We start from the raw sequence: 24,513 nt of genomic DNA, 5'->3' as shown, positions 1-24,513 counted from the left end.
TCAGTTGTTTCAGTTGGCGTTGCTTGCGCTGACAACGGGTGCGATGGCAGCTGATGCGTTGGCAGTAGGTGCATTGGCCGACGCTGCCGTGTACTTGACCACCATGCCCTCGCGTAAGGCGCCTACATGGCTTTTGAGCACAGTGCTGCCTTCAGCGAGGCCCGTCACACCCACCATGATTTCAGATTCAGGTTGTGTCAAATCTATGCCACGCACGCCTAGGGTGACGGTTTTGTGAGCCACTTGCAGTTGGTCGCCCACTTGTTCGACCACTTGAACATACGGTTGCGCACGATCGGTGCGCACGGCGGATAAAGGCACAGCCATCACTTGGCTTTTGCCTAGCCCCAAAATGCCTTTGGCAAACAAGCCGTGGCGCAAGCCTTCGGCTTTGTCGAGTGTCAAATAAATCAGCACGCTGCGGCTGCCAGTTTGGGCGCTGGGGCTGATGCGTTTGACCTTGGCCCCCACGGTTGCTTGTCGGTCTTCAATTTGCAACGCAGCTGCTTGACCAATGCGCACATCCATCGATTCGCTGGGGCTCAAAGGCACTTCCACTTCGAGCTGGCTCAAGTCCACCAATTCCATGATCTTGGCATCAATCGCCACGCGCTCGCCCACTTGTGCAGCACGGCCCGACACGATGCCTGCAAACGGCGCGCGCAAGGTGGCGTCATCCAAGGCTTTGCGGGCTACATCGGCTCCGGCGATCGCTGCTTTGTGACTGGCAATGGCACCTTGGTAAGACGCGATGGAGTTGTCCATCGCCGCTTTAGAGATGAAGCCTTGATCCACCAAAGCTTTGTTGCTGTCCCATGCGCGTTGTGCAATTTCCATTTGCGATTTGGCAGCACTGGCTGTTTCAGATGCTTGTAGCCAGCGGCGTTGGTATTCGGTGGGGTCGATGCGTGCGAGCACATCGCCAGCTTTAACGGAGTCACCTTCGCGCGCGATCACTTCTTTAAGTTCGCCTGCGACGCGGGCTTTGATGACGGCATAGTTCACGGCCTTGACCGTGCCTGAAACGGCCAAGCCTTGGGTGATGTCGCGCAGCTCAGCCTTCATCACATCCGTGTTGGCAACTTCGATCTGCGTCACTGCGCTGGCAGGGGCAGACGCAGCGGCTTGCTGTGCGCGCTTGTTGCTGATGGCGCGAACGATGCCAGCAACCAGCGCGAGTACGACCAAGCCGATGACGATCCAACGAGGTTTGATTTTTTTCATGTGTTTGACTTGGTTATGCCGTGCAACAACACATCGACTTGCATGTGAATGAATTGCTCTGGGTCAACAATCTTGGCCGATGCAGCGCAAGCGCCCATGGAGTGTTTCCACATCATCAGAAAAATCATGGGGGCCACAATGATGTGCACCGCTTGCTCAAGGTCTACCTCGCGAAATTCACCGCTTTGAATGCCACGCTCCACAATGCGGCGAATCATGGCGTTGCCAGGGCGGATGACTTCTTCTTGGTAGAAGCTTGCAATTTCGGGGAAGTTTTGCGCCTCGCTCATCACCAGTTTGGTGATGCCACTGGCGCGTGTTTTACCAATGCGCTCCCACCACGAGACCAAGGCATAGCGCAGCATCTCAGCGCTACTGCCCTCGAAGGTGAGGAACTCTTCTTCCCAAGTGGGAAACTGGTTGGCAATGTTTTCGCGCACCACCGCTTTGAACAAATCGACTTTGCTTTGAAAGTACAAAAACAAAGTGCCTTTAGAGACGCCCGCACGCGCCGCCACCTCTTCGACCCGCGTGGCAGAGAAACCTTTTTCTACAAACAAATCCAACGCCGCGTCCAGCAATTCGCCCGGGCGTGCTTCTTTGCGGCGCTCGCGTTTGGGCGCTTGTTCAGCTGGATGAAGGAGGGTTTCGGAGGTCATGAGTTGTTAATGACTGACGGGTTAGTAATGTACCAGCTTAATTCTTTTGGAGCACTTAAGTGAGCAAAAGCCCCAGCCATTCTCTGAGAATCCAACCGCTGTCGCGCAGGCCTTTGCCACTGGGTAGCCATTGCAGCAGAGGCGATACATCACTGCGGATGTAGCCCATCGGGGCAGGGGTGACTTGCAGCCCTGTGGCCTCAAACTGGCGCACGCTGCGTGGCATGTGCCAAGCATGGGTGACCAAGGCGATGTGGGTGATGCCGTCGTTTTTCAGCAGTGCGGCTGTAAGAAGCGCGTTTTCACGCGTGTCGCGGGATTGGGTTTCTTGCCAGCGCAGGGCAGGTGCACCTAGACGCGTCAGTGCAATTGCCGCTACCTGAGCCTCCGACGTTTGGCCATCTTTGCCCGCCCATCCAACACCGCCGGTGTACGCCATGGGCAGCTGAGTGCTACGGGACAGGTGTACGCCATACAGCAAACGCGACATCGCATCAGGTGACAAGGTGGGCCCGCTGTATTCAATCGCCTTGTTTTCAACGCCGCCGCCCAGTACCACGATGGCTTGCACATGTTGACGTTTGAGATCGTCTGCGTTGATGGGGCTGACTTGTGGGAGCAGGTGCACAGACAGCCAAATGGCCACCGCTTGGCAGCTCAGCAGCCACAACGCCAGAGTTGTGACACCCGCCAGTGCAATAGGCACACGCATTTGTGCGCGTGCACTGTGACGCCAAGCCCACATCAGCATCGCGAAGACAGCGAGCAAGCCACTGCACGCAGGCAAGATAAGTGTGGTGAGAATGGGTTTGAGGGCGAGCAAGGTGTCCATGAATTCGGTGTGCCTACAAGTGTTACGGGTATCTGTGCTGCAGCGCGTGCAATCATAGAATCAAGCGTTATGACAGATACCACAACACCCAATGTGCACGCCAAGGTCATCACCTTAGGCGGGGGCTGCTTTTGGTGCACCGAAGCCGTGTTTGTTCGCGTGCAAGGCGTGTTGGATGTGGAGTCTGGTTATTGCAATGGCCACACCTTGAATCCCACCTACGCACAAGTGTGCGAGGGAGATACCGGCCACAACGAGGTGGTGCGTTTGACCTACGACTCACAAGTCATCAGCTTGCGTGAGCTGTTAGAAATTTTCTTTGTCATCCATGACCCCACGACCTTGAACCGCCAAGGCAATGACACGGGTACGCAATACCGCAGCGGTATTTATTTGAGTGACGAAGCCGACCGCGAGGTGGCACAGCTTGTGTTGAACGAGGTCAATACAGCGCTGTCTGGGCGTGTGGTCACGGAGCTGCAAGCTTTGAACAACTACTCGCCAGCCGAGGACTACCACCAAGACTACTTTGAGCGCAACCCACACCAAGGCTATTGCGCTTTTGTGGTGGCTCCGAAGGTGCAAAAGTTTGTGCAGTCTTTTGCAGACAAAATGCGCCATGACTAATCTGCAGCGCGATTGGCCCAAGGCGTTGAGCACGCGCGGCTTGCAGTGCCTGCTGTTGGGTTTGTTGATGGCTTTGAGCTTGATGCAAACGCTTGGCCTGCTGCATCGAGTTGCGCATATGCAGCAGAGCGCTGGCGCTATCTCGCAGAAGACCCAGCTAGTGGTTCGGGACGATGCCAGTTTGGTTGCTGCTGTTTGGGGGGATCACAGCAGCTCTGCTGAATGTCAATTGTTTGATCAAGCTTGCCCAGATTTGTTGCAAGGCCCAGTTTGGGCGTTGCCCGCTTCATTGTCCAAGCCAAGTTGGACGGCAGCCCTACTCCTCGAACGATTTGCATTGTTCGAGCGTTTCTATGCGGCCCGAGGGCCACCTGCTGCTTTGCTTTGAACAGCTGTTGCGCGCTCAGTTTGGAGCTGGTGTGCTGACTTCTCATTGCATGACATAAAGGGCGATGGCTCGCCTCGTAGGAACATTAGATGACACACGTTTTTCAACGCAGCGCCGTAGCCGCTGCTGCTTATTCATTTTTTTCTCTCTCCTTGGGTAACGTCTTTGCGCAAACCGAGCACACCGATGATGTGCATCGCTTAGATGAGGTGACCATCACTGCCCGCAGCTTGGAAGGCGGCGGTTTGTTGGTCCCCGCACAGCAGCTCTCAGGAGCAGCGCTCACCCAGCGCCAGGGCAGCACCTTGGGCGAAACGCTAGACAGTTTGCCCGGCATTGCCAACAGCGCATTTGGCCCCAATGTGGGACGCCCCATCATTCGCGGTATGGAGGGCGACCGCACGCGCATCTTGCAAAACAGTGGCGCGAGTATGGATGTGTCGGGTTTGAGCAACGACCATGCTGTCCCGATTGATCCCCTCACGACCGAGCGCATTGAAGTGCTGCGCGGTCCCGCTACTTTGCTGTACGGTGGCAGTGCCATAGGTGGCGTGGTGAATGTGATCGACAACCGCATTGCGCGTGAACGTACGTTTGACGCCAAAGGTGGCGTGATGGGTAAAGCCGAAGTGCGAGCAGGCGGTGCAGCCGACGAGCGCAGCACAGGCGCGATGGTGGAGGCCGGTGATGACAAAGTGGTGTTGCACATCGATGCGTTTGACCGCAGCACCCAAAACTTGCGTGTGCCCAAAGACATGACGTGCGGCTTGGGCGGCCCTTCAAATGGCCGCCGCGTGTGTAACTCAGCCAGCGACAGCAAAGGCGGTGCAGTGGGCGGCACGCTGCTGTTTGACCGTGGATATTTGGGTGCGTCGACCAGCGAGTACCGCAGCACTTACGGCACAGTGGCAGAGCCTGGCGTGACGATTGGTTTGGTGCGTCGTCACCACGCCATGGAAGGCCTGTTGCGCGATGTGGGGGCATTTGAGAGTGTCAAGTTTCAGTTGGGAAATACCCATTACAGCCATACCGAGTTTGCTGGGGTTCATCCAGAATCCACTTTTTCAAACCGTGGTCACGATTGGCGTGTAGAGGGGCGTGAGCAGGCCATGGTTTTGAGCAATGGGATGCAGTTGAATGGCACGGTGGGTATTCAGCATGAGCAAAATAATTTGCAAGCCAAAGCTGAAGACGGGACCAACACACTGTTGCCGCCTACGCGATCGCGCAGTACAGGTGTGTTTACCTACCAAGTCTTGCAAACATCTTGGGGGCAGCTCAGTGCAGGTGCACGCGCCGAAGATGTCGAGGTGGCGTCACTTGAAGATCATTTGGGTAGCTTGGCGCAAACCAAAAAATTCAAACCTCTCAATTTCGCTTTGGGTGCCATGCGTAACTTACGCGCAGGCGAGGCACAAAACGGCTGGCAGCTCACCACCAACCTTAGCGCCAGCCAACGTGCGCCCAAAGACTATGAGTTGTTTGCGCACGGCGACCATGCTGCAACGGGGACTTATGAGATAGGGCAATCAAGTCTTAACTTAGAAAAAGGCACGCAATTGGATGTGGGCGGGGAATGGAAGCAAGGTCCGCATCAATTTGGCATCACTGGTTTTGCTTCGCAGTTCTCTAACTTCATCTCTTTGCAAGCAACCAATGCGGCGGCAAGCCCGCCTGAATACACCTTTGAAGGTGTCCGCGCCCGTTTCTACGGCATTGAGTCCACCGCCAAGGTGCGTGTGGTTGGTGGTCAAGCAGCGTTGTTGTCTCCCAATGCAGCTCACGGTGTCATGGACCTAGAGTTGCGTGCCGATGTGGTGCGCGCTAAAGACCTAACGCACGCCAGCGACTTGCCACGCATTGCACCCATGCGCATGGGTGCAGATGCCGTGTGGTCACGACATGCGTGGGGTGCGCGTTTCGGCTTTATGCATGCAGCAGCTCAAAACCGTGTGCCAGATGGCAACATCGCCACAGTCGGTCATACGCTGTGGAATGCTGGCATCAACTACCACGCACACACCTATGGCCCGACACATTGGTTGTTGTTTGCCAAGCTCGACAATATCACTAACAAGCTGGCATATTCGTCTACATCGGTGTTGACTCAGACCATGCGTGAGAATGCGCCACCCATTGCAGGACGCAGCTTAAAGGTGGGCGCTCAAGTGAGTTTCTAATGCCGTAAGAAAAAGCGGCCTTCATGACCGCTTTTTCTTGAGTTGGTTCAAGGAGCCAAACGTTCTCGAATCCAAGCCCCTTCGCTGGATTGGCGATAGCGCAAACGGTCATGCAAACGGCTCTTACGGCCCTGCCAAAACTCCCATTGCTCGGGCACCAAGCGATAGCCGCCCCAGTGCGGCGGGCGAGGCGGCTGCAACAAAAACTGAGCACCGTATTTGGCGGCGTTGGCCACCAAGGTGCCTCGCCCATCAATGACTTGACTCTGCGGACTGGCCCATGCGCCGATGCGCGAATCCAGCGGGCGGCTGTTGAAGTAGTCGTCACTCTCGGCATCACTCACTTTTTCAACGCGACCTTCGATGCGCACCACGCGTTCGAGTTCGACCCAGTGAAACTGCAAAGCTGCAAAGGGGTTACCTGCCAATTGTTGGCCCTTGCGGCTGTTGTAGTTGGTGAACCAAACAATGCCGCGTTCGTCGTATCCCTTGATGAGCACGATGCGTGTGCTGGGGCGCAAGTCGCTGCTCACTGTAGCCAAGGTCATGGCATTGGGTTCTGGGACTTCACTCGCTATAGCCTCTTTCAGCCATTGGTCAAACTGCTGCATGGGGTCGGCAGCCGAGGCTGATTCGTTGAGTTCGGCGCGTTCGTAGCTTTTACGGAGATTGGCAATGTCGTTCATGCCTTAAGGATAGCGCCAAGATGCAGATAAACCCTGTGATTTGATGTCGATCAATCGCAGTGCCAAGTCTGTCGTTAAGATATAGCCTGCCAGTATGTTCTGGCCCAATTTCAAACTTTCCCAAGGGGACATTGATGAACAAACCTACCAACCGTCGCGTATTCATGATGCAAACCATTTCTGTTGCAGGCGTTGCCGCCTTCGCAACAACCGCTGCACAGGCAGCGATGGTTGACGAAAAAGACCCACAAGCTGCTGGCTTGGGCTACAAAGCTGACGCTACCAAAGTGGACAAAGCCAAGCAACCCAAATACGCTGCTGGCCAACAATGCAGCAACTGCCAATTGTTCCAAGGCAAAGCGGCTGACGCTGCTGGCGGCTGCCCCTTGTTTGCTGGCAAACAAGTGTCTGCCAAGGGCTGGTGCTCGGCTTACGCCAAGAAGGCTTAATTTCAGCCTTGGCCTGTTCGCGGGCCAAAACCAAATGGGAGCCACATGGCTCCCATTTTTTATGCGCATCGCCTTTTAGTTGCCAGTGAACTTAGGCGCACGGCGTTCAGCAAATGCAGCGCGACCTTCGGCAAAGTCTTGGGTGTGTACCGATTGGCGTGAACGTTCCTTCAGTGCAGGCTCGTTGTACAAACCGGCAGCAATTTCATTTAAGCTTTTCTTGGTTTGCGCCAAAGCCAACGGGGCCATTTGGCTGAGGATGTCGACCAAGTTTTGGACTTTGGCTTCAAACGCATCGGCTTCGACCAAGGCTTCAAAAATACCCAGTGGCGCTAAGTCTTCGTAAGGCATGGGTTGCCCCAGTAAAAATGCACGCTTACTGGCTTGCAGTCCAAAGCGGCTCACATAGCGGCGCAAACCGCTGGGGTAATAGTGCAGTCCCAATGCTGCCGCAGGCATGCGCCATGTGTAGCCACGTTGCGCCACGGTGAAGTCGCAGGCCAGCACAAGGTCGGTGGCGCCGCCGTACACGCTGCCGTTCAAGGCGCAAATCGTCACAGGGCGAAGGCGTTCTAGGGCTTCTGGGATTTTTTCAAAAAACAGCGGGGCCATCGGGTCGTTGTCAAAGCCACCCACGTTGTAGCCTGCGCTGAACACGGCTTGCTTTTGTGCCGTGGTGTCAGCGCGCAACACCACCACATGCACGGCGGGGTTGTGGTGGATGGTTTCAAAATGGGTGAGCAGCGTGTTGAGGTCATCGTCCGTCAAGCTGTTGCGCTGCGAGGGGCGACGCAAGGTGAGGGTGGCCACAGCGCCAGTGATGTCGAGGAGAGGGGTGCCTTCAGTCATAGCCTGCGATGGTAGCCAATCAGAGAGTAGAGTAAGGGGCAATACACAAAGGACAAGCTGGAGGAAGCAGCCATGGCTCAAGAAATCATGCAAGTCTCTCCCTTGCCGCCTTTCATGATGAAGGCGTTGCAAGAGGCCGATTTCATCGTGCACGACCATACGCACATCAAAGACCCTGGTGCTTTGAGCAAGGTCACGGCTTTGATCGGTACGGGATCAGCCAAGGTAGATAAGAAGCTTCTCACCATGCTGCCCCATGTGAAACTGGTCGCCATCTGTGGCGTGGGCTACGACGGGGTGGATGTGGAGGCCTGCAAAGAAAAAGGCATTGTGGTCACGCACACCCCCGGCGTCTTGACGGATGACGTGGCAGATTTGGCTATGGGCTTGGTGTTGTCGATTGGTCGCCGAATTCCGCAAGCCGATAAGTTTGTGCGCAATGGCGATTGGGTGGATGACCAGTTTGCCCTGGTTCACAAAGTGTCAGGCGCACGAATCGGCATCGTCGGCATGGGGCGCATTGGCCGTTCAATAGCCAAGCGTGCGGCTGCATTTGATATGCGTATTTCTTATACCTGTCGAGAGGCCAAAACAGATGTGCCGTACGCCTTTCATCAAACCGTCACGCAGTTAGCGGCTGAGGTTGATTATTTGGTGGTGGCAGTTCCTGGGGGCGATAGCACCAAGAACATGGTTGGTGCTTCTGTCTTGAAAGCCTTGGGCAACAAGGGCTATCTCATCAACATTGCGCGAGGCTCGGTGGTCGATCAACCCGTGTTGGTGCAAACGCTCAAGGACAAAGAAATCGCGGGGGCTGCTTTGGATGTGTTTTGGGATGAGCCCATCATCGACCCCGAGTTGCGTCGCTTGCCCAACGTGGTGCTGACGCCGCATATCGCCAGTGCGACAGTCGAAACACGTCAAGCCATGGCAGCATTAACGCTTTCAAACTTGCAGGCCTTCTATGAAAGGAGGGCTTTGCCAACGCCAGTGCCTGAGTGCCAGTAATTGAAGGAAATCCATGAGCGCCTCTTCATCGTCTTTGCCCGCGCGACCTTATCGACGTATTGCCACTGAAGAGGCGTTTTCTCCCCCCGAAATGCTGGAAATTTACAAGCGCATTTTGGCCAAAGACGATGTCGATGTGGGCTTCAAGCATTTGATGGGCTTTTACATGAGCAGCCCGAGTGAGCGCGCCACCCACATCATGCGTTGCTTGACCGACTTAGACGCGCTGCGCTTGCAGCACATGGACGAGGCGGGTGTGGATGTTCAAGTCATCGGGCTCACATCACCCGGTGTGCAGATCATGGACAAAGACACAGCCGTGTCGTTTGCGCCAGTGGCCAACGACATCTTGGCTGAAGCAATGCGTCGCCATCCCGACCGTTTGGTCGGCATGATCGCTGTGGCGCCTCAAGACCCTGCCGCCGCCGCCAAAGAAATTCAGCGTGGTGTGAACCAGTTGAACATGCATTCGGTGGTGATCAATTCACACACCCAAGGCGAGTATTTGTCTGATCAAAAGTTTTGGCCGATCTTTGAAGCGGCCGAGGCGATGGATACGCCCATCTACCTGCACCCCAATGCGATGCCCGCGAGCATGATTCAGCACTTCATTGAAGCTGGCTTGGATGGTGCGATTTACGGCTTTGGCGTGGAGACAGGCTTGCATGCTTTGCGCCTCATCACCTCGGGTGTGTTTGATCGCTTTCCTAAATTGCAAATCATCTTGGGTCATATGGGGGAAGCCCTGCCGTTCTGGGCTTACCGCTTGGACTACATGCACGCAGCCACCGTGAAGTCGAAGCGCTATGCCAGCATGCAACCGATCAAGCGCAAACCCAGCGACTATCTGCGCGAAAACTTCCACATCACCAACAGCGGTGTGGCATGGGGTGCGGCCTTGAAATTCACGCAGGACTTCATGGGGCCCGATCGCGTGCTCTATGCGATGGACTACCCCTACCAATATGTACCAGAAGAAGTGGCGATGCTGGAGAACCTCGACATGGCGCCCCAAGTACGCAAAGCCTTTTTCCAAGACAACGCTGAGCGCTTATTCAAAATTCCACCAGCTTCCAAAGCCGGTTAAGTGACTTATCTATTGGAGAACATGGAATGATGAACCTTGACCGTCGACAACTGGCCGTTTTTGCAATGGCTGCGGTGAGCTTTTTGAGTTTGGGTGTGTCTGCACAGAGCACCTACCCGAATCAGGCCATCAAGATCGTGGTGCCTTTCACGCCCGGCACAGGTATGGACACCATTGCGCGTGTTGTGGGACCACGTTTGAGTGAGCGTTTGGGGCAACCTGTGGTGGTGCAAAACCAACCGGGGGCTAGCGGCAACATTGGTGCAGAGGCCGTGGCCAAATCGACCCCCGATGGCTACACGCTGTTGATGGGGGCCAACACCATGTTGATCGCGTCACAGCTCTACAAGAACGTTGGCTTTGATCCTGTGAAAGACTTTGCACCTGTCTCGATGGCCGCCTACGGTTCATTGATGTTGGTGGCCAATCCGAAAACAGGCATCAAGTCCTTGGCCGATTTGATCAAAGAGGCGCAAGCTAAGCCAGGTGCGATCAGTTTTGGGTCGCCTGGGGTGGGAACCCCGCACCACATGGCGATGGAGTTGTTCAAGCTCGAGTCCAACACCTTCATGTTGCATGTGCCGTATCGCGGCACAGCGGGCTACACGCAAGACCTGTTGGGCGGCGAGCTCAATGTGGGCTTCTTGCCTGTACACATTGCGCAAGGCTTTGTGAAGAGTGGTCGCTTGAACGCCTTGGCGACCGGTAGCCCCAAGCGTCATCCTGTGGCGCCCGATGTGCCCACGTTTGAAGAGATGGGTGTCAAGCGCATTGACGTTGATCTTTGGTATGCCTTCTTTGCACCGAGCAAGACACCTGCTGCGGTGGTGACACGTTTGAACACAGAGATGGCAGCCATCTTGCGCCAAACTGAAGTGAAAGATCTCTTGGGCAAAGCCGGGCTGGATGCTTCGGCGTCGTCCCCAGCTGAGTTGGCTGCGATCGTCGCCAAAGACTATCCACGTTGGGGTACTGTGATTCGCACCAAGCAAATCACAGGCGATTGAACTGACCTCGCACGCGCTTGAACAACTGATGGGCTAGGTCGGCGTGAATGGTTTGCGCTTCGCTGGTCCATGCCACGAATTGATCGGGGCGAATCAAAATCCAACGGGCTTCATAGCGGTCAGCTTGTGAACCTGTCGGTTCTTGAATCACGGTCAGTGGCACGCCCGCGGCAGCGGCTGCGTCAACTAGCACTTGTGTGTCGGTCGATGCAGCACCCAAGGCGAGCAGGGTGAAACCATCGCCCAATACTTCAAACACATTTTTTCCGTTGCTGAGGCACGCAGGCGCCAAGTGGTGGCCCGTGCGTGCTTTGAACTGGTGCGAGCCTTTGGCGCTGCAAACATGTGCTGCAACTTGGGTGTACCACACCACGGGTGAGCCTTCGTAGTTGGGCTCAAACGCATGCACCTCACCCACCGCACCATGTGATCGTTCTGTCCAAGCGGTTTCGAACGCCGCAGCATCTTGCGCGGGATCAAAGTCTGCTAAAAATGCGCGGTCCGTCTCGATGGATTTGGCGATGAAGTCATCGATGGTCGATGCAAACACGGGGCGGCGTTCCGCGTCATACGAGTCGAGCAACGCATCATCGCCCCAACCTTGCAAAACCGCAGCCAACTTCCAGCCGAGGTTGCGCGCATCCTCAAATCCTGAATTGACGCCATAGCCGCCATAAGGTGGGTGGCTGTGTGCCGCATCGCCCGCAATGAAGATGCGGCCAGCGCGGTATTGGTCGGCCAAGGCAAATCGCAAATCCCAAAAACCGATGTGTTGGAACTCAATTTCAAATTCAGCCCCCACAGATTCGTGGAGGTATTTCTTGAAGTCAAAGTTGTCTGCGGTCGTGCCCATGGGCACAGGCGCATGAAAGAACCATGTGTTGCCGAGATCCACGCGACCAAAAAACTTCCAATAGCCTTTGAGCTCTGGATGTAGCACGTTGTAAAACGATTTGCCAGGAAAGCGCGACAGCAGCGTGTGAAGTTCTTGCGATTTGAAAACCAGCAGCACCATGCATCGGTCATGGTCTGACAGGGTCTGTGTGATACTTGCTTGCTCTCGGGTTTTAGAGCGACTCCCATCACAGCCCACCACGTAGGCTGCACGGATGGTTTGCTGTTCTTGGCTGCTGCGTTCAGTCAGTGTGACGGTGGTGCTAGTCTCGTTTTGCGTGAGGGTGTCCGCATCCCAGCCATACAGCACTTGGACAGTCGGCAGCGCAGCCACACGTTGACGCAGTACTTTTTCGGTTTCGTACTGTGGCAGGCGTTCGTTGTCTTTGAAGTAATACGGTTTGACCAGTTCACGTTGTAGCCAGTCGTAGTGGTGACCGCTCAGCAACGAGCCATAAGCGGTCAAGCCGCCAATGCCGTATTCAGGAGGAATGGTGCGGGCCGCACGTAGCTGTGGTTCAGCACCCCAAAAATGAAAGTGCTCCATCGTGCGCTGCGTCAGGTTTTGTCCCTTCGGGATCGGCTGAGGCTGTGCGTAGCGCTCTGCCACGATGCAGCGAATTCCGCGTTGGCCCAATTCAATGGCTAAACCCAGGCCCACAGGGCCACCACCGATGATCACCACATCGGTTTCATGAGGAGTGTGAATGCTGTCAGTCATGTGCGTCAGTTCTAAAGCGCACATTGTTGCGATCTTTGTGAATGGCCTCTGTCGCGAACTTGCCAGCAAGTCAGTCCTGATGGCTTGTCAACAAAAGCGTGGGGCTGCCTCACGCCTTGTTGATCACGCAGCTTTAACGACCGTAACCGCCACCACTAAAACCGCCGCCGCTGCGACCACCACCTGAGCGGCCACCGCCAGAACGGTTGCCACCACCGCCAGAGCGGCGACCATAACCACCCCCGCCACCGCGTTTGCGCTCGGTCATGAGGTCGATGCTGGTGCGTGTAGGGTCAGGTTGACGACCGCCACCACCTTGGGTCTTATGGCCAAACGCGTTCACGCCACTTTGGGTGCCCAAATGGGCGTTGGCGCGAGGTTGGAAGTCGTCATCGTCGTGGTGACGTGGCTCGCGAGGGCCATCTTGGCGGGGACCACGGTTGTCAAATTGGCGTGGTGGGCGTTGGCCACCTTGGCCGCCGCCATGACCTTGCGGGCGATTGCCACCGCGTGCGTTGCGATTGGCATTGCGTGGCGGGCGGTCACCCAAGGCCTCGCTGCGTTCACCATCGCGTGGAGGTCGATCGCCCATGCGATCACGGCTGACATGGCCATTAGGGCGTGGGGCTCTGCCTCCTTCTCCACCTTGGCTGCCACGGCCACCGCCAGCGGCCTTGTTGTCGCGGATGCGCTGCATCATTTCGCTGCGTGCGGCTTTGGCCGCTGCCGCCATGACGTCGCGGCCTGGGGGCTTGCCTAGGCCGCCCCACAGGGTTTGGCGGCCCATCGCAATGGGTTCGGCTTTTTCATCGGGTTCTGGGCCAAAGCCTTCGACTTCAACCACGGGTACTTGTTGTTTGGTGAAGATTTCAATGTCGCGCATGAAACCTTGCTCGTCCAACGACACCAAACTCACGGCTTCGCCACTTGAGCCCGCGCGGCCTGTGCGACCAATGCGGTGTACATAGTCTTCGCTGATGTTGGGAATTTCGTAGTTGACCACGTGTGGCAACTCGTCAATGTCAATGCCGCGTGCGGCGATGTCGGTGGCCACCAAGGCGCGTATTTCGCCAGTCTTGAAGCCTGCCAAAGCTTGCGTGCGAGCAGTTTGACTCTTGTTGCCGTGCAACGCCATGGCGCTGATGCCGTTCTTGGTCAAAAACTCGGCCACATTGTTGGCGCCAAACTTGGTGCGTGTGAACACCAGCACTTGGCTCCAGTTGTGCTCGTTGATGATGTGGGCGAGCAGGGCCTTTTTCTTGCCTCGGCCCACAGGGTGAACCACTTGCGTGATGCGTTGCACCGTGGTGTTGCTGGGCGTGACCTGAATGCTTTGTGGGTCTTTGAGCAGGTTGTTGGCCAGTTCACGAATTTCGTCGCTGAAGGTGGCTGAGAACAACAAGCTTTGCTTGTCTTTAGGCACCAAGGCCAAGATTTTCTTGACGTCGTGAATAAAACCCATGTCCAGCATGCGGTCAGCTTCGTCAAGCACCAAGATTTCGACAGTGGACAAGTCGAGCTCGCCTTGTTGCTGCAAATCCAGCAAGCGGCCAGGGGTAGCCACCAAAATGTCCACGCCTTTTTTCAAGCGAGAGATTTGTGGGTTCATGCCCACGCCACCAAAGATGACGGTGGAGGTGAGTTGCAAATATTTGCCGTAGTTGCGTACCGACTCTTCCACTTGGGCCGCGAGTTCACGGGTGGGGGTCAGCACGAGGGCGCGCACACCATACACGCCAAACTTGTTTTCTTTGCTGCGGCTCATGGTGAGCTTGTGCAGCACAGGCAGTGTGAAGGCGGCCGTTTTACCCGTGCCGGTTTGCGCGCCTGCCAACAAATCGTGACCAGCCAGAACGGCTGGAATGGCTTGCTGCTGAATGGGAGTTGGCGTTTCGTAGCCCTGTTCGGCCACAGCTTTTTGGATGGCCGGAGCCAAATTTAAATCTTCAAATTTCATGATGGAGCGCTTCAAGTCAGCGCATGACACCAACCCGCTTGGCCCGAGGGCCACCCAGTCAAAGGTCGGCAATATTTACAGGTGAGCTCTAGAAATCTCAAACAGAAGTGTTTGGAACAGGCTCCAGCAGAAGTGCTGATGTTGCGGCAACTGGCGGCGGCAACTGACGCTATTGTGGCATGGATTGAGATAGCTGGGATAATCAGCGTTTTATTGCATTCGCTACCCGAAAGAAAAACAAATGGCTCAGTACGTTTTCAGTATGAACCGCGTCGGCAAAATTGTGCCGCCCAAGCGTCAGATCTTGAAAGATATTTCCCTGTCCTTCTTCCCAGGCGCCAAGATTGGTGTGTTGGGTTTGAACGGTTCGGGTAAGTCCACCTTGCTCAAAATCATGGCGGGCATCGACAAAGAGATCGAAGGCGAAGCCATTCCCATGGCCGGCTTGAAGATCGGATATTTGCCTCAAGAGCCTCAGCTCGACCCAGAGCACACTGTGCGTCAATCGGTCGAAAGCGGCATGGGTGAAGTGGCCGAAGCCAAGCAGCGCTTGGAAGAGGTGTACGCCGCTTACGCTGAAGAAGACGCCGACTTTGACGCCTTGGCGGCCGAGCAGGCCAAACTCGAAGCCATCATCAGCGCGGCAGGTGCAGAGGGTGACTCTGAGCATTTGTTGGAAATTGCGGCTGACGCACTGCGTTTGCCACCCTGGGACGCCATCATTGGCAAACTGTCTGGCGGTGAAAAGCGCCGCGTGGCCTTGTGCCGTTTGTTACTGTCTAAGCCCGACATGCTGTTGCTCGACGAACCGACCAACCACTTGGACGCTGAATCCGTGGACTGGCTGGAACAGTTCTTGGCTCGCTTCTCAGGCACGGTGGTTGCCATCACCCACGACCGCTACTTCTTGGACAACGCCGCCGAGTGGATTTTGGAACTCGACCGTGGTCACGGCATTCCTTATAAAGGCAACTACTCCACATGGTTGGAACAAAAAGAAGCCCGTTTGGAGCAAGAACAACGCACCGAAGACGCACGCACCAAGGCCATGAAAAAGGAATTGGAATGGGCGCGTCAAAACCCCAAAGGCCGCCAAGCCAAGAGCAAGGCCCGTTTGGCCCGCTTTGAAGAGTTGTCTGACTACGAATACCAAAAACGCAACGAAACACAGGAAATCTTCATTCCCGTGGCCGAACGCTTGGGCCATGAAGTGTTTGAGTTCAAGAACGTCAGCAAATCATTTGGCGATCGTTTGTTGATCGATAACCTCAGCTTCACCGTGCCTGCGGGTGCGATCGTGGGCATCATCGGCCCCAACGGCGCAGGTAAATCCACCATGTTCAAGCTCATCGCGGGCAAAGAGCAACCTGACAGCGGCGAAATCAAAGTGGGTCAAACCGTCAAGATGGCCTTTGTCGACCAAACCCGTGACGACTTGTCTGACGAAAAAACCGTGTGGGAAGATATCTCTGGCGGTTTGGACATCTTGAACGTGGGCAAGTTCCAAATGCCAAGCCGTGCTTATTGTGGCCGCTTCAACTTCAACGGCGGCGATCAACAAAAGAAAGTTGGCATGTTGTCAGGTGGTGAGCGTGGTCGCTTGCACTTGGCCAAGACTTTGATCGAAGGCGGCAACGTGTTGCTGCTGGACGAACCTTCCAACGACTTGGACGTGGAAACTTTGCGTGCGTTGGAAGACGCGTTGTTGGAATTTGCGGGCTCCGTCATGGTGATCAGTCATGACCGTTGGTTCTTGGACCGCATTGCCACCCACATCTTGGCTGCCGAAGGCGATAGCCAATGGGTGTTCTTTGATGGCAACTACCAAGAGTACGAAGCCGACAAGAAGAAGCGTTTGGGTGAAGAGGGCGCCAAGCCCAAGCGCGTGCGCTTCAAAGCACTCAAGTAATTCTTTTATTTTTTTGTTTGCCCCAGATCATGAGTTCATGGTCTGGGGTTTTTTGTTTTTAAGTGGCATAAATTTCTTGGTTTAAAAGTTTTGCTTCATCATTTTTAATACTTTAATGGGTTTAATTGACTATACAATGCATACGAATAGTTGCATGTTTGCGTGTAGCTTTCCACAAATTAGTTAAGAGAACAGGAACTTGTAATGAATATGCCTAAGGAACCGTACGATGGGTATTGCGGTACCAGCTACGCCGCCAAGATGTTGGGTATCTCTGTAGGAACAGTCCAAGGTTTGGTTGAGAAGAATGACCTCAAGGCATGGAAGACCCAAGGCGGTCATCGCCGCATTTCTTTGCAATCGATTCAAGACTATCAGCGCCGTCACAACTTAGCCCCAGCATCCATGATGCAAGGTGAAGACCGTTTGCGCGTCTTGGTGGTGGAAGATGATGAAAACACACGTTTGATGCTGCAGGCTAACTTCGACCAATGGGGCTTGCCGCTCGATGCGGTGATGTACGCTTCGGCCATGGAAGCATTGCTCGACATGCCCAGCTTGCAGCCCCAGGTCTTGTTGACTGACTTGAAGATGCCCAATGTGGATGGTTTCGAGTTTTTGAAAACACTCAGCACGCACAACTTGTTCAGCAATTTGGCCGTGGTGGTGATGACGGGCATGAGTCCTCAAGACGTGCAGGCCAAAGGGGGGTTGCCCGATGGTGTGCAAATGTTGCAAAAACCGATCGACATGGATTGGTTACACGGATTCTTTGATGCATTGATGTCAGTGCGTCAAATCAACCGACGCGCACGTCAAGCCGCTTGATACGCAAGCCGTTTGTACCTGTGTGACAGCAGGGACAGGCAGAGCCAGTTAAGCTCTGCCCCGTGCTCAAACTCTCTGTCCTCGATCAATCCGTTGCTGCCGCTGGCCGAAGCCAAGACGCAGCCCTTCGCCAGACCCTAGCCCTTGCCACCCAATGCGAGGCATGGGGCTATCACCGTTTTTGGGTGAGCGAACACCACAGTCATCCCAGCATCGTGGGCACTGCGCCCGAGGTGTTGATGGCGGCCATTGCTGCGCGCACCACCCGCATTCGGCTGGGCAGTGCAGGCGTCATGTTGCCGCACTACGCTCCTCTCAAAGTTGCCGAGCAATTCCGCGTGCTCGATGCCCTAGCGCCTGGCCGCATTGACCTCGGTGTGGGCCGTGCCCCCGGCAGTGATGGTCGTACGGCGCAGTTACTTAATCCTGATCGGCATGCGGCTGAACACTTCCCTCAGCAAGTGATGGAGCTGCAGGCGTGGGTCACTGGCGAACCCATTCCCGCAGGCCATCCTGGACATGGCGTGTATGCCTATCCCAGCGGGCCCACATCGCCCGATGTTTGGATGCTGGGCAGCTCAGACTACGGCGCACAGTTGGCCGCGCATTTGGGCTTGCCGTATGCCTTTGCTTACTTCATCACCGAAGGGCAGGGCGCGGACAACGCGTTCAACCTTTACCGCGCCAACTACCGTCCCAACGAACGCAACCCCAAGCCACGTGCCACGGTGTGCGTGTGGGCTTTGGCGGCGGATACCGAAGAAGAAGCATGGCGTCTCTTTCAAAGCCGCGCCCGCTGGAAGATGGACCGCAATACAGGACGCCTAGGAGCTTTGTTGCCGCCCGAGCAAGCCGTGCGCGAGTACAACGCCTCTGAACAAGTGGCGATGGCTGAGCTGCGTGCTGGCGCTTTGGTGGGCAGTGCGCCACAAGTGGCCGACAAATTACGCCAATTAGCCGAACGCTTGCAGCTGGACGAAGTGGTCATCATCACGTGGACGCACGACGCAGCAGCACAAGCCCGCTCGTATGAGCTGTTGGCCCAAGAGTTTTCATTGACAGCATCCATCTAAAACCAAAACGGAGACCACACCATGTTTTCAACCGCAATTGCAGGCAGCTTGCCCAAACCCGAATGGTTGGCTGAGACCAACAAACTCTGGCCCAAGTGGCAGGCACAAGGCGATGCACTTTTGCAAGCCAAAGCCGATGCCACGCTGCTGTGGATCAAAGCGCAAGAAGACGCGGGTCTGGATGTGATTGGCGATGGCGAGCAATCGCGCCAACATTTTGTGCACGGCTTTTTAGAGCAGGTCGAAGGCATCGACTTTGAAAACAAAGTGACGATGGGGATTCGCAACAACCGCTACGACGCTCAAGTGCCGCAAGTCATCGCGCCCTTGAAGTTGAAAGGCCGCGTGCACGCATTTGAAGCGCAGTTGGCCCGCGCCCATACCAAGAAAAAACTCAAATTCACGTTGCCTGGCCCCATGACCATCGTCGACACCGTGGCCGACCGTTTCTACGGCAAGGGCAAAGACCCCATACAAGGACGCATCGACATGGCTTTTGCGTTTGCCGAGTTGCTCAATCAAGAAGCCTTGGCACTGCAAGCCGATGGCGTAGACATCATTCAGTTTGACGAACCCGCCTTCAATGTCTACTTGGATGAGGCTGCCGATTGGGGTGTCAAGGCCTTAGAGCGTGCGGCACAAGGGCTGACCTGCACCACCGCTGTTCACATTTGCTATGGCTATGGCATTGAAGCCAATAACAACTGGAAAAAGACCTTGGGCGACGAATGGCGTCAATACGAAAAAGTATTGCCCGCCTTGTCCAAGAGCAGCATCCAGCAAGTGAGTTTGGAGTGCTATCACTCGCACGTGCCACCTGAGTTGATGGCATTGTTAGAAGGCAAAGACGTGATGGTGGGCGTGATCGACGTGGCCAGCGATGTGATTGAAACGCCTGAACAAATTGCTGACACGATCGGCATGGCGTTGAAGTACGTGCCGAAAAATCACTTGATAGCCTGCACCAACTGCGGCTTGGCGCCCATGAGTCGCGAGGTGGCGATGAAGAAACTAAAAGCCTTGGCCGATGGTGCGGCTCTGGCTCGCCAGCGTTACGCTTAATAGTTGCGTATCAAGGCTTAAGCGCAGCCACCGTCACCGCAGCTCCCGCTGCCATGGATCTCGCCCTCTGGCAGAGATTCTGGTGCGGTGACTTTGCCTGTGGCTTCGTCGTAGCCCACACGGCGCAGGTGCAGTGCCAAAGCCGCGTCCATGGCTTGGGCGTGTTGGGGAAACCAAATGCCCAATTCGTGGGCCATTTGGCGCACCACGTCTAATTCACCTTTTTCACGGCCACGTCTCAAGCCTTCGCGCATGACTTGTAGCACCACGTTGTGTTGCATGGTGTGGCAGTTGGTGGATGAAAACTGGGTGTCGGCCATCCACTTGTCTTCGCGACCAAAGTGGTCGTCGGTGTGGTCAATCAAGTCAGAAAAACGGTCCAGCACCGTGTCGTCATCGGCCAGCTCGGTAGCGGCCAGCAGGTCGACAAACTCGCGATGCGTGTCGTCCATGAAGTCCAAATCCAAAACCAAAGCATCGGACCAAGCCAAGGTCACTTCACGGGTGGGGATCAGGGTGTCTGTCATGGGTGTCTTTCCAAAGAGTGAGGCTAAGGATAAACCGAAAGCCTTGCGTCAAAGTTGCGCTAGGTCAAGCACAAAGCCAAGCCCGAAAGCGATGAATGTATTGCGGCTCTCTGTAAAAGAGCCATGCGTTGAAGGCAATGTTGCCAAGCCCAGTTGCCAAAATGACTTCGGGAATGGAAAGCCCGTTGCTCAGCAGCGCGCCTGCAATGAGCGAGCTGGCAATCATGAACAAGGCGTTTAGGATGTTGTTGGTGGCAATGATGCGTGCCGTATGGTGCGCATGGCTGTGGTGTTGGATGAGCGCGTACATGGGCACGCTGTAGATGCCCGCAAACAAACTCAGCAGCAGCAAATCGGACATCACGCGCCAGTGCGCGCTGATGCCGATAAACGTGGACATGTCCATCAACGGCGCATCGGGCAGACCGCGCGTGGCAAAGTACAGATCAACGGCAAACACGCTCATGCCAATAGCGCCTAAGGGAGCGAGCCCCATCTCCAGTTGTCGACGGCTCAAGCTCTCGCACAACAGAGAACCGATGCCAATGCCCACCGAAAACAACACCAACAAAAGCGATGCGACTTGCGCGTCGCCATGCAACACCTCTTTGGCAAGGCTGGGAAATTGGCTCAAAAAAATCGCGCCAAAAAACCACATCCAACTGATGCCCAACAGCGTGTGAAACACGGTGGGCTTTTCGCGTGCCAAGCGCAGGTTGTGAGAGGTCTCGGTGACGATGTTCCAGTTGATTTTTAAATTCGGATGGTGTGCAGGGACCGATGGAATCCAACCGCTGAACACTCGGCCCAACACGGCAATGCCAATGCAGGCAATCGCTACGCTTTGATGATGGGCCTCAGGCAGCGCCACCAACAAACCGCCCGCGACGTTGCCCAACAAAATGGCCACAAAGGTGCCCATCTCCACCATGCCGTTGCCACCTGTTAGCTCATGCGGTTGCAAGGTTTGTGGCAGGTATGCGTATTTGACGGGACCAAAAAGCGTGGAGTGTGTGCCCATCAAAAACACGCAAGCCAAGAGCACCGCCACTTGGTGCTGGGCAAAGCCCCAAGCGGCCAGCAGCATGATGGCGATTTCGAGGTTTTTGACAAAACGCATGAGCACGGCTTGGTCGTATTTGTTCGCCACTTGGCCGCTGGTGGCTGAGAACAAAAGGTAGGGCAAGATGAACAAGGCCCCAATCACCAAGCCCGCCAAGCTGGGGGGTAGCCAACTCACATTGAGCTGGTAAGTCACCAGAACGGTGAAGGCAAATTTAAAGACGTTGTCGTTGGCCGCGCCACAAAACTGCGTCCAAAAAAATGGCGCGAACCGCCGTTGACCCAAGAGGGTAAATTGGTTCGCGCCAGAGGATGTTGGTTCTGTTTTCACAGAACCGGACTTTACATTACATGCGTTCAAAAATAGCAGCGATGCCTTGACCGCCACCGATACACATCGTGACCAAAGCATAACGGCCTTGAATGCGTTGCAACTCGTACAAAGCTTTCACAGTGATGAGCGCACCGGTTGCGCCAATGGGGTGGCCCAAAGAAATACCAGAGCCGTTGGGGTTGACCTTGGCGGGGTCGAGGCCCAGCTCTTGGGTCACCGCGCAAGCTTGTGCGGCAAAGGCTTCGTTGGCTTCGATCACGTCCAAATCGTTCACGGTGAGGCCTGTGCGCTTGAGCACGGCTTGCGTGGCCGAGATGGGGCCCACGCCCATGATTTTGGGGTCAAGGCCGGTGTGGGCATAACCCACCAAGCGGGCCAAAGGCTTCAAGCCGCGGGCTTGTGCGGTTTTGGCTTCCATCAACACCACGGCAGCGGCAGCGTCGTTGATGCCCGAGGCGTTGCCAGCGGTCACGGTGCCGTTTTCTTTCTGGAACACGGGCTTGAGCTTGGCGAAGTCGGCCAGGGTCGCGCCGGTGCGGAAGTGCTCGTCTACGGTGTAGGCCACATCGCCTTTTTTGCTCTTGAGCATCACGGGCACGATTTGGTCTTTGAACAAACCAGCGGCAGTGGCTTTCTCGGCGCGGTTGTGGCTCTCTACCGCTGCAGCGTCTTGCATCTCGCGGGTGATGCCGTATTTGGCGGCCACGTTTTCAGCGGTCACACCCATGTGGATGTTGTGGAAGGGGTCGTGCAAAGCGCCCACCATCATGTCGATGACTTTGGCGTCGCCCATGCGGCTGCCCCAGCGTTGGGTGAGGTTGGCATACGGCCCACGGCTCATGTTTTCTGCGCCGCCGCCAATGGCTACATCGCAGTCGCCCAGCGCGATGGCTTGGCTGGCGTTGATGATGGCTTGCAAGCCCGAACCGCATAGGCGGTTAACGTTGAAAGCAGGGGTGGTTTCAGCGCAGCCGCCGTTGATGGCCGCCACGCGAGAGAGGTACATGTCTTTGGGTTCGGTGTTCACCACATGGCCAAACACCACATGGCCCACGTCTTTGCCTTCTACGTGGGCACGTGCCAGTGACTCACGCACCACTTGGGCGGCCAGCTCGGTGGGGGGAATGTCTTTGAGGCTACCGCCGTAGGTACCGATGGCGGTACGAACACCGCTGACCACTACTACTTCACGCATCTTCATCTCCAGTTATAAAAGTTAGAACTGAAACAGTGTGCGCTGGATTTGCTACAGATCTCTTACGGCTGAGCGTTTAAAACATAGGGGTTTACCGCAGACCACGCCACGGGAGCCTTGAAAAGCAAGGGTTCTTCGCTGAACGGATGAGGAAATCCAAGGTCTTGCGCATGCAGCATCAGACGCGGTGTGAGCGCTTTGATGTCAGGCGGTGCATACAGCGAATCGCCCAACATGGGGTGCCCCAAGCTTTGCATGTGCACACGCAGCTGGTGCGTGCGGCCCGTGAAGGGCTCTAGCTCAATCAAGCTGGCGGTGTCACCCGCTTGCACCATGCGCCACAGGCTGAGGCTCGGTTTGCCATCGGGGTGAATGATGTGAATGGGCCGACGCTCCCAGTCGAGCATGATGTTGCCTTCAATGGCACGCCAGCCCTCTTCGTTGGTGGGCACGTGCGTTTGGCTCAAAAGCGGGTTACCCGCCACCACCGCCATGTAGCGCTTGCTCACCTGACGGGTTTCAAACAAACGGCTGATGCGTCGCTGCGCTTCAATGCCACGCGCCATGACGATCAGGCCCGAGGTGTCTTGGTCGAGGCGGTGCACCACCAGCGCGTCGATGTAAATGTCTTGCACGCGCTTAGAGAGGCAGTCTTGCTTTTCAGGCCCACGCCCGGGCACAGACAGCAAACCGCTGGGCTTTTCAAACACCAGCAGGTGTTCGTCTTCGTAAAGTGGTTGCATGTTCAGCTGGCGCGAGCTTCGGTTTGCTCGATCACCACATGGCTGGTGGGCCGCGCCACGCAGGGCAGCACATAGCCTTCGGCTTTTTCTTCGGCGCTCAAGCCCGGCCACTCGACGGTGTAAGTCACCTCGCCACTCATCAACTTGCACAAGCACGTGCGGCATGTGCCGTTGCGGCAAGAACTGGGTAGCTCAATGCGCGACATTTCGGCTGCTTCGAGCAGGCTCAAGTCACCCTCGACGTCATATTGCAAACCTGCAGGCTCCACTTTGACAGTGAAGATTTGAAAAGGGTCACGGATAGTCATGCTGGCGTATCAAGTTGGCGTATCGAGCTGGGCTTCGGCCTTGTCCAACACCATGACCAAACTGTCGAGCAAATCGGTTTGGCTGAACGAACAGCTCTCTTCCGTGAACAAGGCACTGGACTCGAGTCGGTCAAGCAAGTTCAGCCACACGGTTTCAAACTTGGGCGGCAACGCTACAAACAATTGGGTTTGCGTGCGGGCGGTCTGCACAAACGCACGGTCTGTCATGACGTTGCTACGCAAATCGGCCAAAGCTTGGCGCAAGGCGTGAAGGCTTTCGATGGGGGTAGACATAACGAAGGGATAGAAGAATGTCTCAATTATCCCTGTGCGGGCAGCACAGCGGTTTGCGCCCATGTGCCTTGCTCAAGGTCGGCCAAGTTGTAGGGGCCAATGGCGGTGCGAATGAGCCGCAACGTGGGCAGGCCCACGGCAGCCGTCATACGGCGCACTTGTCGGTTACGGCCTTCGCGAATCGTCAATTCGAGCCACGCGGTGGGAATACTCTTGCGCTCACGAATGGGCGGCGTGCGCGGCCACAGCCAATCTGGCTCGTCTACTGCGCGTGCATCAGCGGGCAGGGTAGGGCCGTCGTTCAGCTGCACACCTTGACGTAGCTGGCGCAACGCGTCTTCGCTGATTTCGCCTTCCACTTGCGCCAAATACGTTTTGGCCATTTTGAAACGTGGGTCGGCAATACGCGCTTGCAGCGGGCCGTCGTCGGTGAGTAACAACAAGCCTTCGCTGTCTGCGTCCAATCGGCCTGCAGCATGCACGCCAGGTAGGTCGATGAACTCTTTCAGCCCACGCCAACGGCCCTCAGCCGTGAACTGGCTGAGGACACCGTAGGGTTTGTTGAAACGAATGAGCACGCAGATACACCCCGCCTTGGCAGGGGCGCTGC

The 24,513-nt window shown here is 55.9% G+C and carries 24 protein-coding genes and 1 pseudogene; 11 read left to right on the top strand and 14 right to left on the bottom strand.

Features of this window, described 5'->3' with window-relative positions:
- Positions 1–9: 9 nt before the first annotated feature.
- From QMG27_RS08925 to QMG27_RS08915, 3 genes are read right to left on the bottom strand one after another with little or no spacing between them, the layout of a single operon-like run.
- Positions 10–1,224 carry an efflux RND transporter periplasmic adaptor subunit gene (locus QMG27_RS08925; RefSeq protein WP_281810704.1) on the bottom strand — a complete coding sequence of 405 codons (1,215 nt, stop codon included), beginning with the start codon at positions 1,222–1,224 and terminating at the stop codon, positions 10–12.
- Positions 1,221–1,883 carry a TetR/AcrR family transcriptional regulator gene (locus QMG27_RS08920; RefSeq protein WP_281810703.1) on the bottom strand — a complete coding sequence of 221 codons (663 nt, stop codon included), beginning with the start codon at positions 1,881–1,883 and terminating at the stop codon, positions 1,221–1,223. The genes QMG27_RS08925 and QMG27_RS08920 overlap by 4 nt, the downstream gene beginning before the upstream one ends.
- Before the next feature lie 55 nt (positions 1,884–1,938).
- On the bottom strand, positions 1,939–2,715 hold the full coding sequence (locus QMG27_RS08915) for a YdcF family protein (RefSeq protein WP_281810702.1): 777 nt from the start codon (positions 2,713–2,715) through the stop codon (positions 1,939–1,941).
- A gap of 69 nt (positions 2,716–2,784) precedes the next feature.
- Between QMG27_RS08915 and msrA the strand changes: the two genes are divergently transcribed.
- The 3 genes from msrA to QMG27_RS08900 all read left to right on the top strand — a co-directional run bounded on the left by msrA (position 2,785) and on the right by QMG27_RS08900 (position 5,910).
- Positions 2,785–3,342, top strand: a complete 558-nt coding sequence (gene msrA, locus QMG27_RS08910; RefSeq protein WP_281810701.1) for a peptide-methionine (S)-S-oxide reductase MsrA — start codon at positions 2,785–2,787, stop codon at positions 3,340–3,342.
- Positions 3,335–3,730: a hypothetical protein gene (locus QMG27_RS08905; protein WP_281810700.1), complete on the top strand. Its 396-nt coding sequence runs from the start codon at positions 3,335–3,337 to the stop codon at positions 3,728–3,730. Before msrA ends, QMG27_RS08905 begins: the two co-directional genes overlap by 8 nt.
- 89 nt (positions 3,731–3,819) lie before the next feature.
- Entirely contained in the window at positions 3,820–5,910 is a 2,091-nt protein-coding gene (locus QMG27_RS08900; protein WP_281810699.1) for a TonB-dependent receptor, read from the top strand.
- A 47-nt stretch (positions 5,911–5,957) separates the two neighbouring features.
- Here the strand turns inward: QMG27_RS08900 and pdxH are convergent, their stop codons facing one another.
- The gene (gene pdxH, locus QMG27_RS08895) at positions 5,958–6,596 is read right to left on the bottom strand and encodes a pyridoxamine 5'-phosphate oxidase (RefSeq protein ID WP_281810698.1); all 639 of its coding nucleotides are present in this window, start codon (positions 6,594–6,596) and stop codon (positions 5,958–5,960) included.
- 134 nt (positions 6,597–6,730) lie between these two features.
- On the opposite strand from pdxH, the gene QMG27_RS08890 reads away from it, so the two are divergent.
- A complete protein-coding gene (locus tag QMG27_RS08890) occupies positions 6,731–7,045 on the top strand; it encodes a high-potential iron-sulfur protein (protein WP_281810697.1) in 315 nt (104 codons plus the stop codon).
- Between the two features lie 75 nt (positions 7,046–7,120).
- Here the strand turns inward: QMG27_RS08890 and QMG27_RS08885 are convergent, their stop codons facing one another.
- On the bottom strand, positions 7,121–7,894 hold the full coding sequence (locus tag QMG27_RS08885) for an enoyl-CoA hydratase-related protein (protein WP_281810696.1): 774 nt from the start codon (positions 7,892–7,894) through the stop codon (positions 7,121–7,123).
- A 72-nt stretch (positions 7,895–7,966) separates the two neighbouring features.
- Between QMG27_RS08885 and QMG27_RS08880 the strand changes: the two genes are divergently transcribed.
- From QMG27_RS08880 to QMG27_RS08870, 3 genes are read left to right on the top strand one after another with little or no spacing between them, the layout of a single operon-like run.
- Entirely contained in the window at positions 7,967–8,902 is a 936-nt protein-coding gene (locus QMG27_RS08880) for a 2-hydroxyacid dehydrogenase (RefSeq protein ID WP_281810695.1), read from the top strand.
- Between the two features lie 13 nt (positions 8,903–8,915).
- Complete coding sequence (locus QMG27_RS08875) at positions 8,916–9,989, top strand: amidohydrolase family protein (RefSeq protein WP_281810694.1); 1,074 nt, start codon at positions 8,916–8,918, stop codon at positions 9,987–9,989.
- 26 nt (positions 9,990–10,015) lie between these two features.
- Entirely contained in the window at positions 10,016–10,996 is a 981-nt protein-coding gene (locus QMG27_RS08870; protein WP_281810693.1) for a tripartite tricarboxylate transporter substrate binding protein, read from the top strand.
- Here the strand turns inward: QMG27_RS08870 and QMG27_RS08865 are convergent.
- A complete protein-coding gene (locus QMG27_RS08865; RefSeq protein WP_281810692.1) occupies positions 10,983–12,611 on the bottom strand; it encodes an FAD-dependent monooxygenase in 1,629 nt (542 codons plus the stop codon). The genes QMG27_RS08870 and QMG27_RS08865 overlap by 14 nt on opposite strands.
- A 133-nt stretch (positions 12,612–12,744) precedes the next feature.
- A complete protein-coding gene (locus QMG27_RS08860; RefSeq protein WP_281810691.1) occupies positions 12,745–14,568 on the bottom strand; it encodes a DEAD/DEAH box helicase in 1,824 nt (607 codons plus the stop codon).
- Positions 14,569–14,809: 241 nt separating this feature from the next.
- On the opposite strand from QMG27_RS08860, the gene ettA reads away from it, so the two are divergent.
- The 4 genes from ettA to QMG27_RS08840 all read left to right on the top strand — a co-directional run bounded on the left by ettA (position 14,810) and on the right by QMG27_RS08840 (position 19,440).
- Positions 14,810–16,477 carry an energy-dependent translational throttle protein EttA gene (gene ettA, locus QMG27_RS08855; RefSeq protein WP_281810690.1) on the top strand — a complete coding sequence of 556 codons (1,668 nt, stop codon included), beginning with the start codon at positions 14,810–14,812 and terminating at the stop codon, positions 16,475–16,477.
- A 204-nt stretch (positions 16,478–16,681) separates the two neighbouring features.
- Positions 16,682–17,305: a response regulator gene (locus QMG27_RS08850; protein ID WP_281810689.1), complete on the top strand. Its 624-nt coding sequence runs from the start codon at positions 16,682–16,684 to the stop codon at positions 17,303–17,305.
- Positions 17,306–17,367: 62 nt separating this feature from the next.
- Complete coding sequence (locus QMG27_RS08845; RefSeq protein ID WP_281810688.1) at positions 17,368–18,378, top strand: LLM class flavin-dependent oxidoreductase; 1,011 nt, start codon at positions 17,368–17,370, stop codon at positions 18,376–18,378.
- 21 nt (positions 18,379–18,399) lie between these two features.
- A complete protein-coding gene (locus QMG27_RS08840) occupies positions 18,400–19,440 on the top strand; it encodes a methionine synthase (RefSeq protein ID WP_281810687.1) in 1,041 nt (346 codons plus the stop codon).
- A 17-nt stretch (positions 19,441–19,457) separates the two neighbouring features.
- On the opposite strand, the gene QMG27_RS08835 is transcribed toward QMG27_RS08840, so the two are convergent.
- The 7 genes and pseudogenes from QMG27_RS08835 to QMG27_RS08805 all read right to left on the bottom strand — a co-directional run bounded on the left by QMG27_RS08835 (position 19,458) and on the right by QMG27_RS08805 (position 24,481).
- Complete coding sequence (locus tag QMG27_RS08835) at positions 19,458–19,967, bottom strand: hemerythrin domain-containing protein (protein ID WP_281810686.1); 510 nt, start codon at positions 19,965–19,967, stop codon at positions 19,458–19,460.
- A gap of 67 nt (positions 19,968–20,034) precedes the next feature.
- Positions 20,035–21,360: pseudogene (locus tag QMG27_RS08830) on the bottom strand (MFS transporter); the annotation flags it as partial.
- A gap of 16 nt (positions 21,361–21,376) precedes the next feature.
- Positions 21,377–22,558 (bottom strand): beta-ketothiolase BktB, encoded by a 1,182-nt coding sequence (bktB, locus tag QMG27_RS08825; RefSeq protein ID WP_281810685.1) that lies wholly within the window; start codon positions 22,556–22,558, stop codon positions 21,377–21,379.
- A 62-nt stretch (positions 22,559–22,620) separates the two neighbouring features.
- Entirely contained in the window at positions 22,621–23,301 is a 681-nt protein-coding gene (locus tag QMG27_RS08820) for an RluA family pseudouridine synthase (protein WP_281810684.1), read from the bottom strand.
- Positions 23,302–23,303: 2 nt separating this feature from the next.
- Complete coding sequence (locus QMG27_RS08815) at positions 23,304–23,609, bottom strand: 2Fe-2S iron-sulfur cluster-binding protein (RefSeq protein ID WP_281810683.1); 306 nt, start codon at positions 23,607–23,609, stop codon at positions 23,304–23,306.
- A gap of 9 nt (positions 23,610–23,618) precedes the next feature.
- Positions 23,619–23,903 carry a hypothetical protein gene (locus QMG27_RS08810; RefSeq protein WP_281810682.1) on the bottom strand — a complete coding sequence of 95 codons (285 nt, stop codon included), beginning with the start codon at positions 23,901–23,903 and terminating at the stop codon, positions 23,619–23,621.
- A gap of 26 nt (positions 23,904–23,929) precedes the next feature.
- On the bottom strand, positions 23,930–24,481 hold the full coding sequence (locus QMG27_RS08805) for an rRNA large subunit pseudouridine synthase E (RefSeq protein WP_281810681.1): 552 nt from the start codon (positions 24,479–24,481) through the stop codon (positions 23,930–23,932).
- Between the last annotated feature and the right edge of the window lie 32 nt (positions 24,482–24,513).

Source organism: Limnohabitans sp. MORI2, assembly GCF_027925025.1.
Lineage (GTDB): Bacteria > Pseudomonadota > Gammaproteobacteria > Burkholderiales > Burkholderiaceae_C > Limnohabitans.
Note: the sequence above shows the minus strand (reverse complement) of the source record. Positions and strands in the feature narration are given on the sequence as shown.

Coding starts and splice junctions, on each gene's coding strand:
- QMG27_RS08810 (WP_281810682.1), bottom strand. CDS start 23,903: ATGTCTACCCCCATCGAAAGCCTTCACGCCTTGCGCCAAGCTTTGGCC.
- QMG27_RS08865 (WP_281810692.1), bottom strand. CDS start 12,611: ATGACTGACAGCATTCACACTCCTCATGAAACCGATGTGGTGATCATC.
- QMG27_RS08860 (WP_281810691.1), bottom strand. CDS start 14,568: ATGAAATTTGAAGATTTAAATTTGGCTCCGGCCATCCAAAAAGCTGTG.
- QMG27_RS08905 (WP_281810700.1), top strand. CDS start 3,335: ATGACTAATCTGCAGCGCGATTGGCCCAAGGCGTTGAGCACGCGCGGC.
- QMG27_RS08915 (WP_281810702.1), bottom strand. CDS start 2,715: ATGGACACCTTGCTCGCCCTCAAACCCATTCTCACCACACTTATCTTG.
- QMG27_RS08900 (WP_281810699.1), top strand. CDS start 3,820: ATGACACACGTTTTTCAACGCAGCGCCGTAGCCGCTGCTGCTTATTCA.
- ettA (WP_281810690.1), top strand. CDS start 14,810: ATGGCTCAGTACGTTTTCAGTATGAACCGCGTCGGCAAAATTGTGCCG.
- pdxH (WP_281810698.1), bottom strand. CDS start 6,596: ATGAACGACATTGCCAATCTCCGTAAAAGCTACGAACGCGCCGAACTC.
- QMG27_RS08925 (WP_281810704.1), bottom strand. CDS start 1,224: ATGAAAAAAATCAAACCTCGTTGGATCGTCATCGGCTTGGTCGTACTC.
- QMG27_RS08840 (WP_281810687.1), top strand. CDS start 18,400: ATGTTTTCAACCGCAATTGCAGGCAGCTTGCCCAAACCCGAATGGTTG.
- QMG27_RS08885 (WP_281810696.1), bottom strand. CDS start 7,894: ATGACTGAAGGCACCCCTCTCCTCGACATCACTGGCGCTGTGGCCACC.
- QMG27_RS08920 (WP_281810703.1), bottom strand. CDS start 1,883: ATGACCTCCGAAACCCTCCTTCATCCAGCTGAACAAGCGCCCAAACGC.
- QMG27_RS08815 (WP_281810683.1), bottom strand. CDS start 23,609: ATGACTATCCGTGACCCTTTTCAAATCTTCACTGTCAAAGTGGAGCCT.
- QMG27_RS08875 (WP_281810694.1), top strand. CDS start 8,916: ATGAGCGCCTCTTCATCGTCTTTGCCCGCGCGACCTTATCGACGTATT.
- QMG27_RS08890 (WP_281810697.1), top strand. CDS start 6,731: ATGAACAAACCTACCAACCGTCGCGTATTCATGATGCAAACCATTTCT.
- QMG27_RS08820 (WP_281810684.1), bottom strand. CDS start 23,301: ATGCAACCACTTTACGAAGACGAACACCTGCTGGTGTTTGAAAAGCCC.
- QMG27_RS08870 (WP_281810693.1), top strand. CDS start 10,016: ATGATGAACCTTGACCGTCGACAACTGGCCGTTTTTGCAATGGCTGCG.
- QMG27_RS08835 (WP_281810686.1), bottom strand. CDS start 19,967: ATGACAGACACCCTGATCCCCACCCGTGAAGTGACCTTGGCTTGGTCC.
- msrA (WP_281810701.1), top strand. CDS start 2,785: ATGACAGATACCACAACACCCAATGTGCACGCCAAGGTCATCACCTTA.
- bktB (WP_281810685.1), bottom strand. CDS start 22,558: ATGCGTGAAGTAGTAGTGGTCAGCGGTGTTCGTACCGCCATCGGTACC.
- QMG27_RS08850 (WP_281810689.1), top strand. CDS start 16,682: ATGAATATGCCTAAGGAACCGTACGATGGGTATTGCGGTACCAGCTAC.
- QMG27_RS08880 (WP_281810695.1), top strand. CDS start 7,967: ATGGCTCAAGAAATCATGCAAGTCTCTCCCTTGCCGCCTTTCATGATG.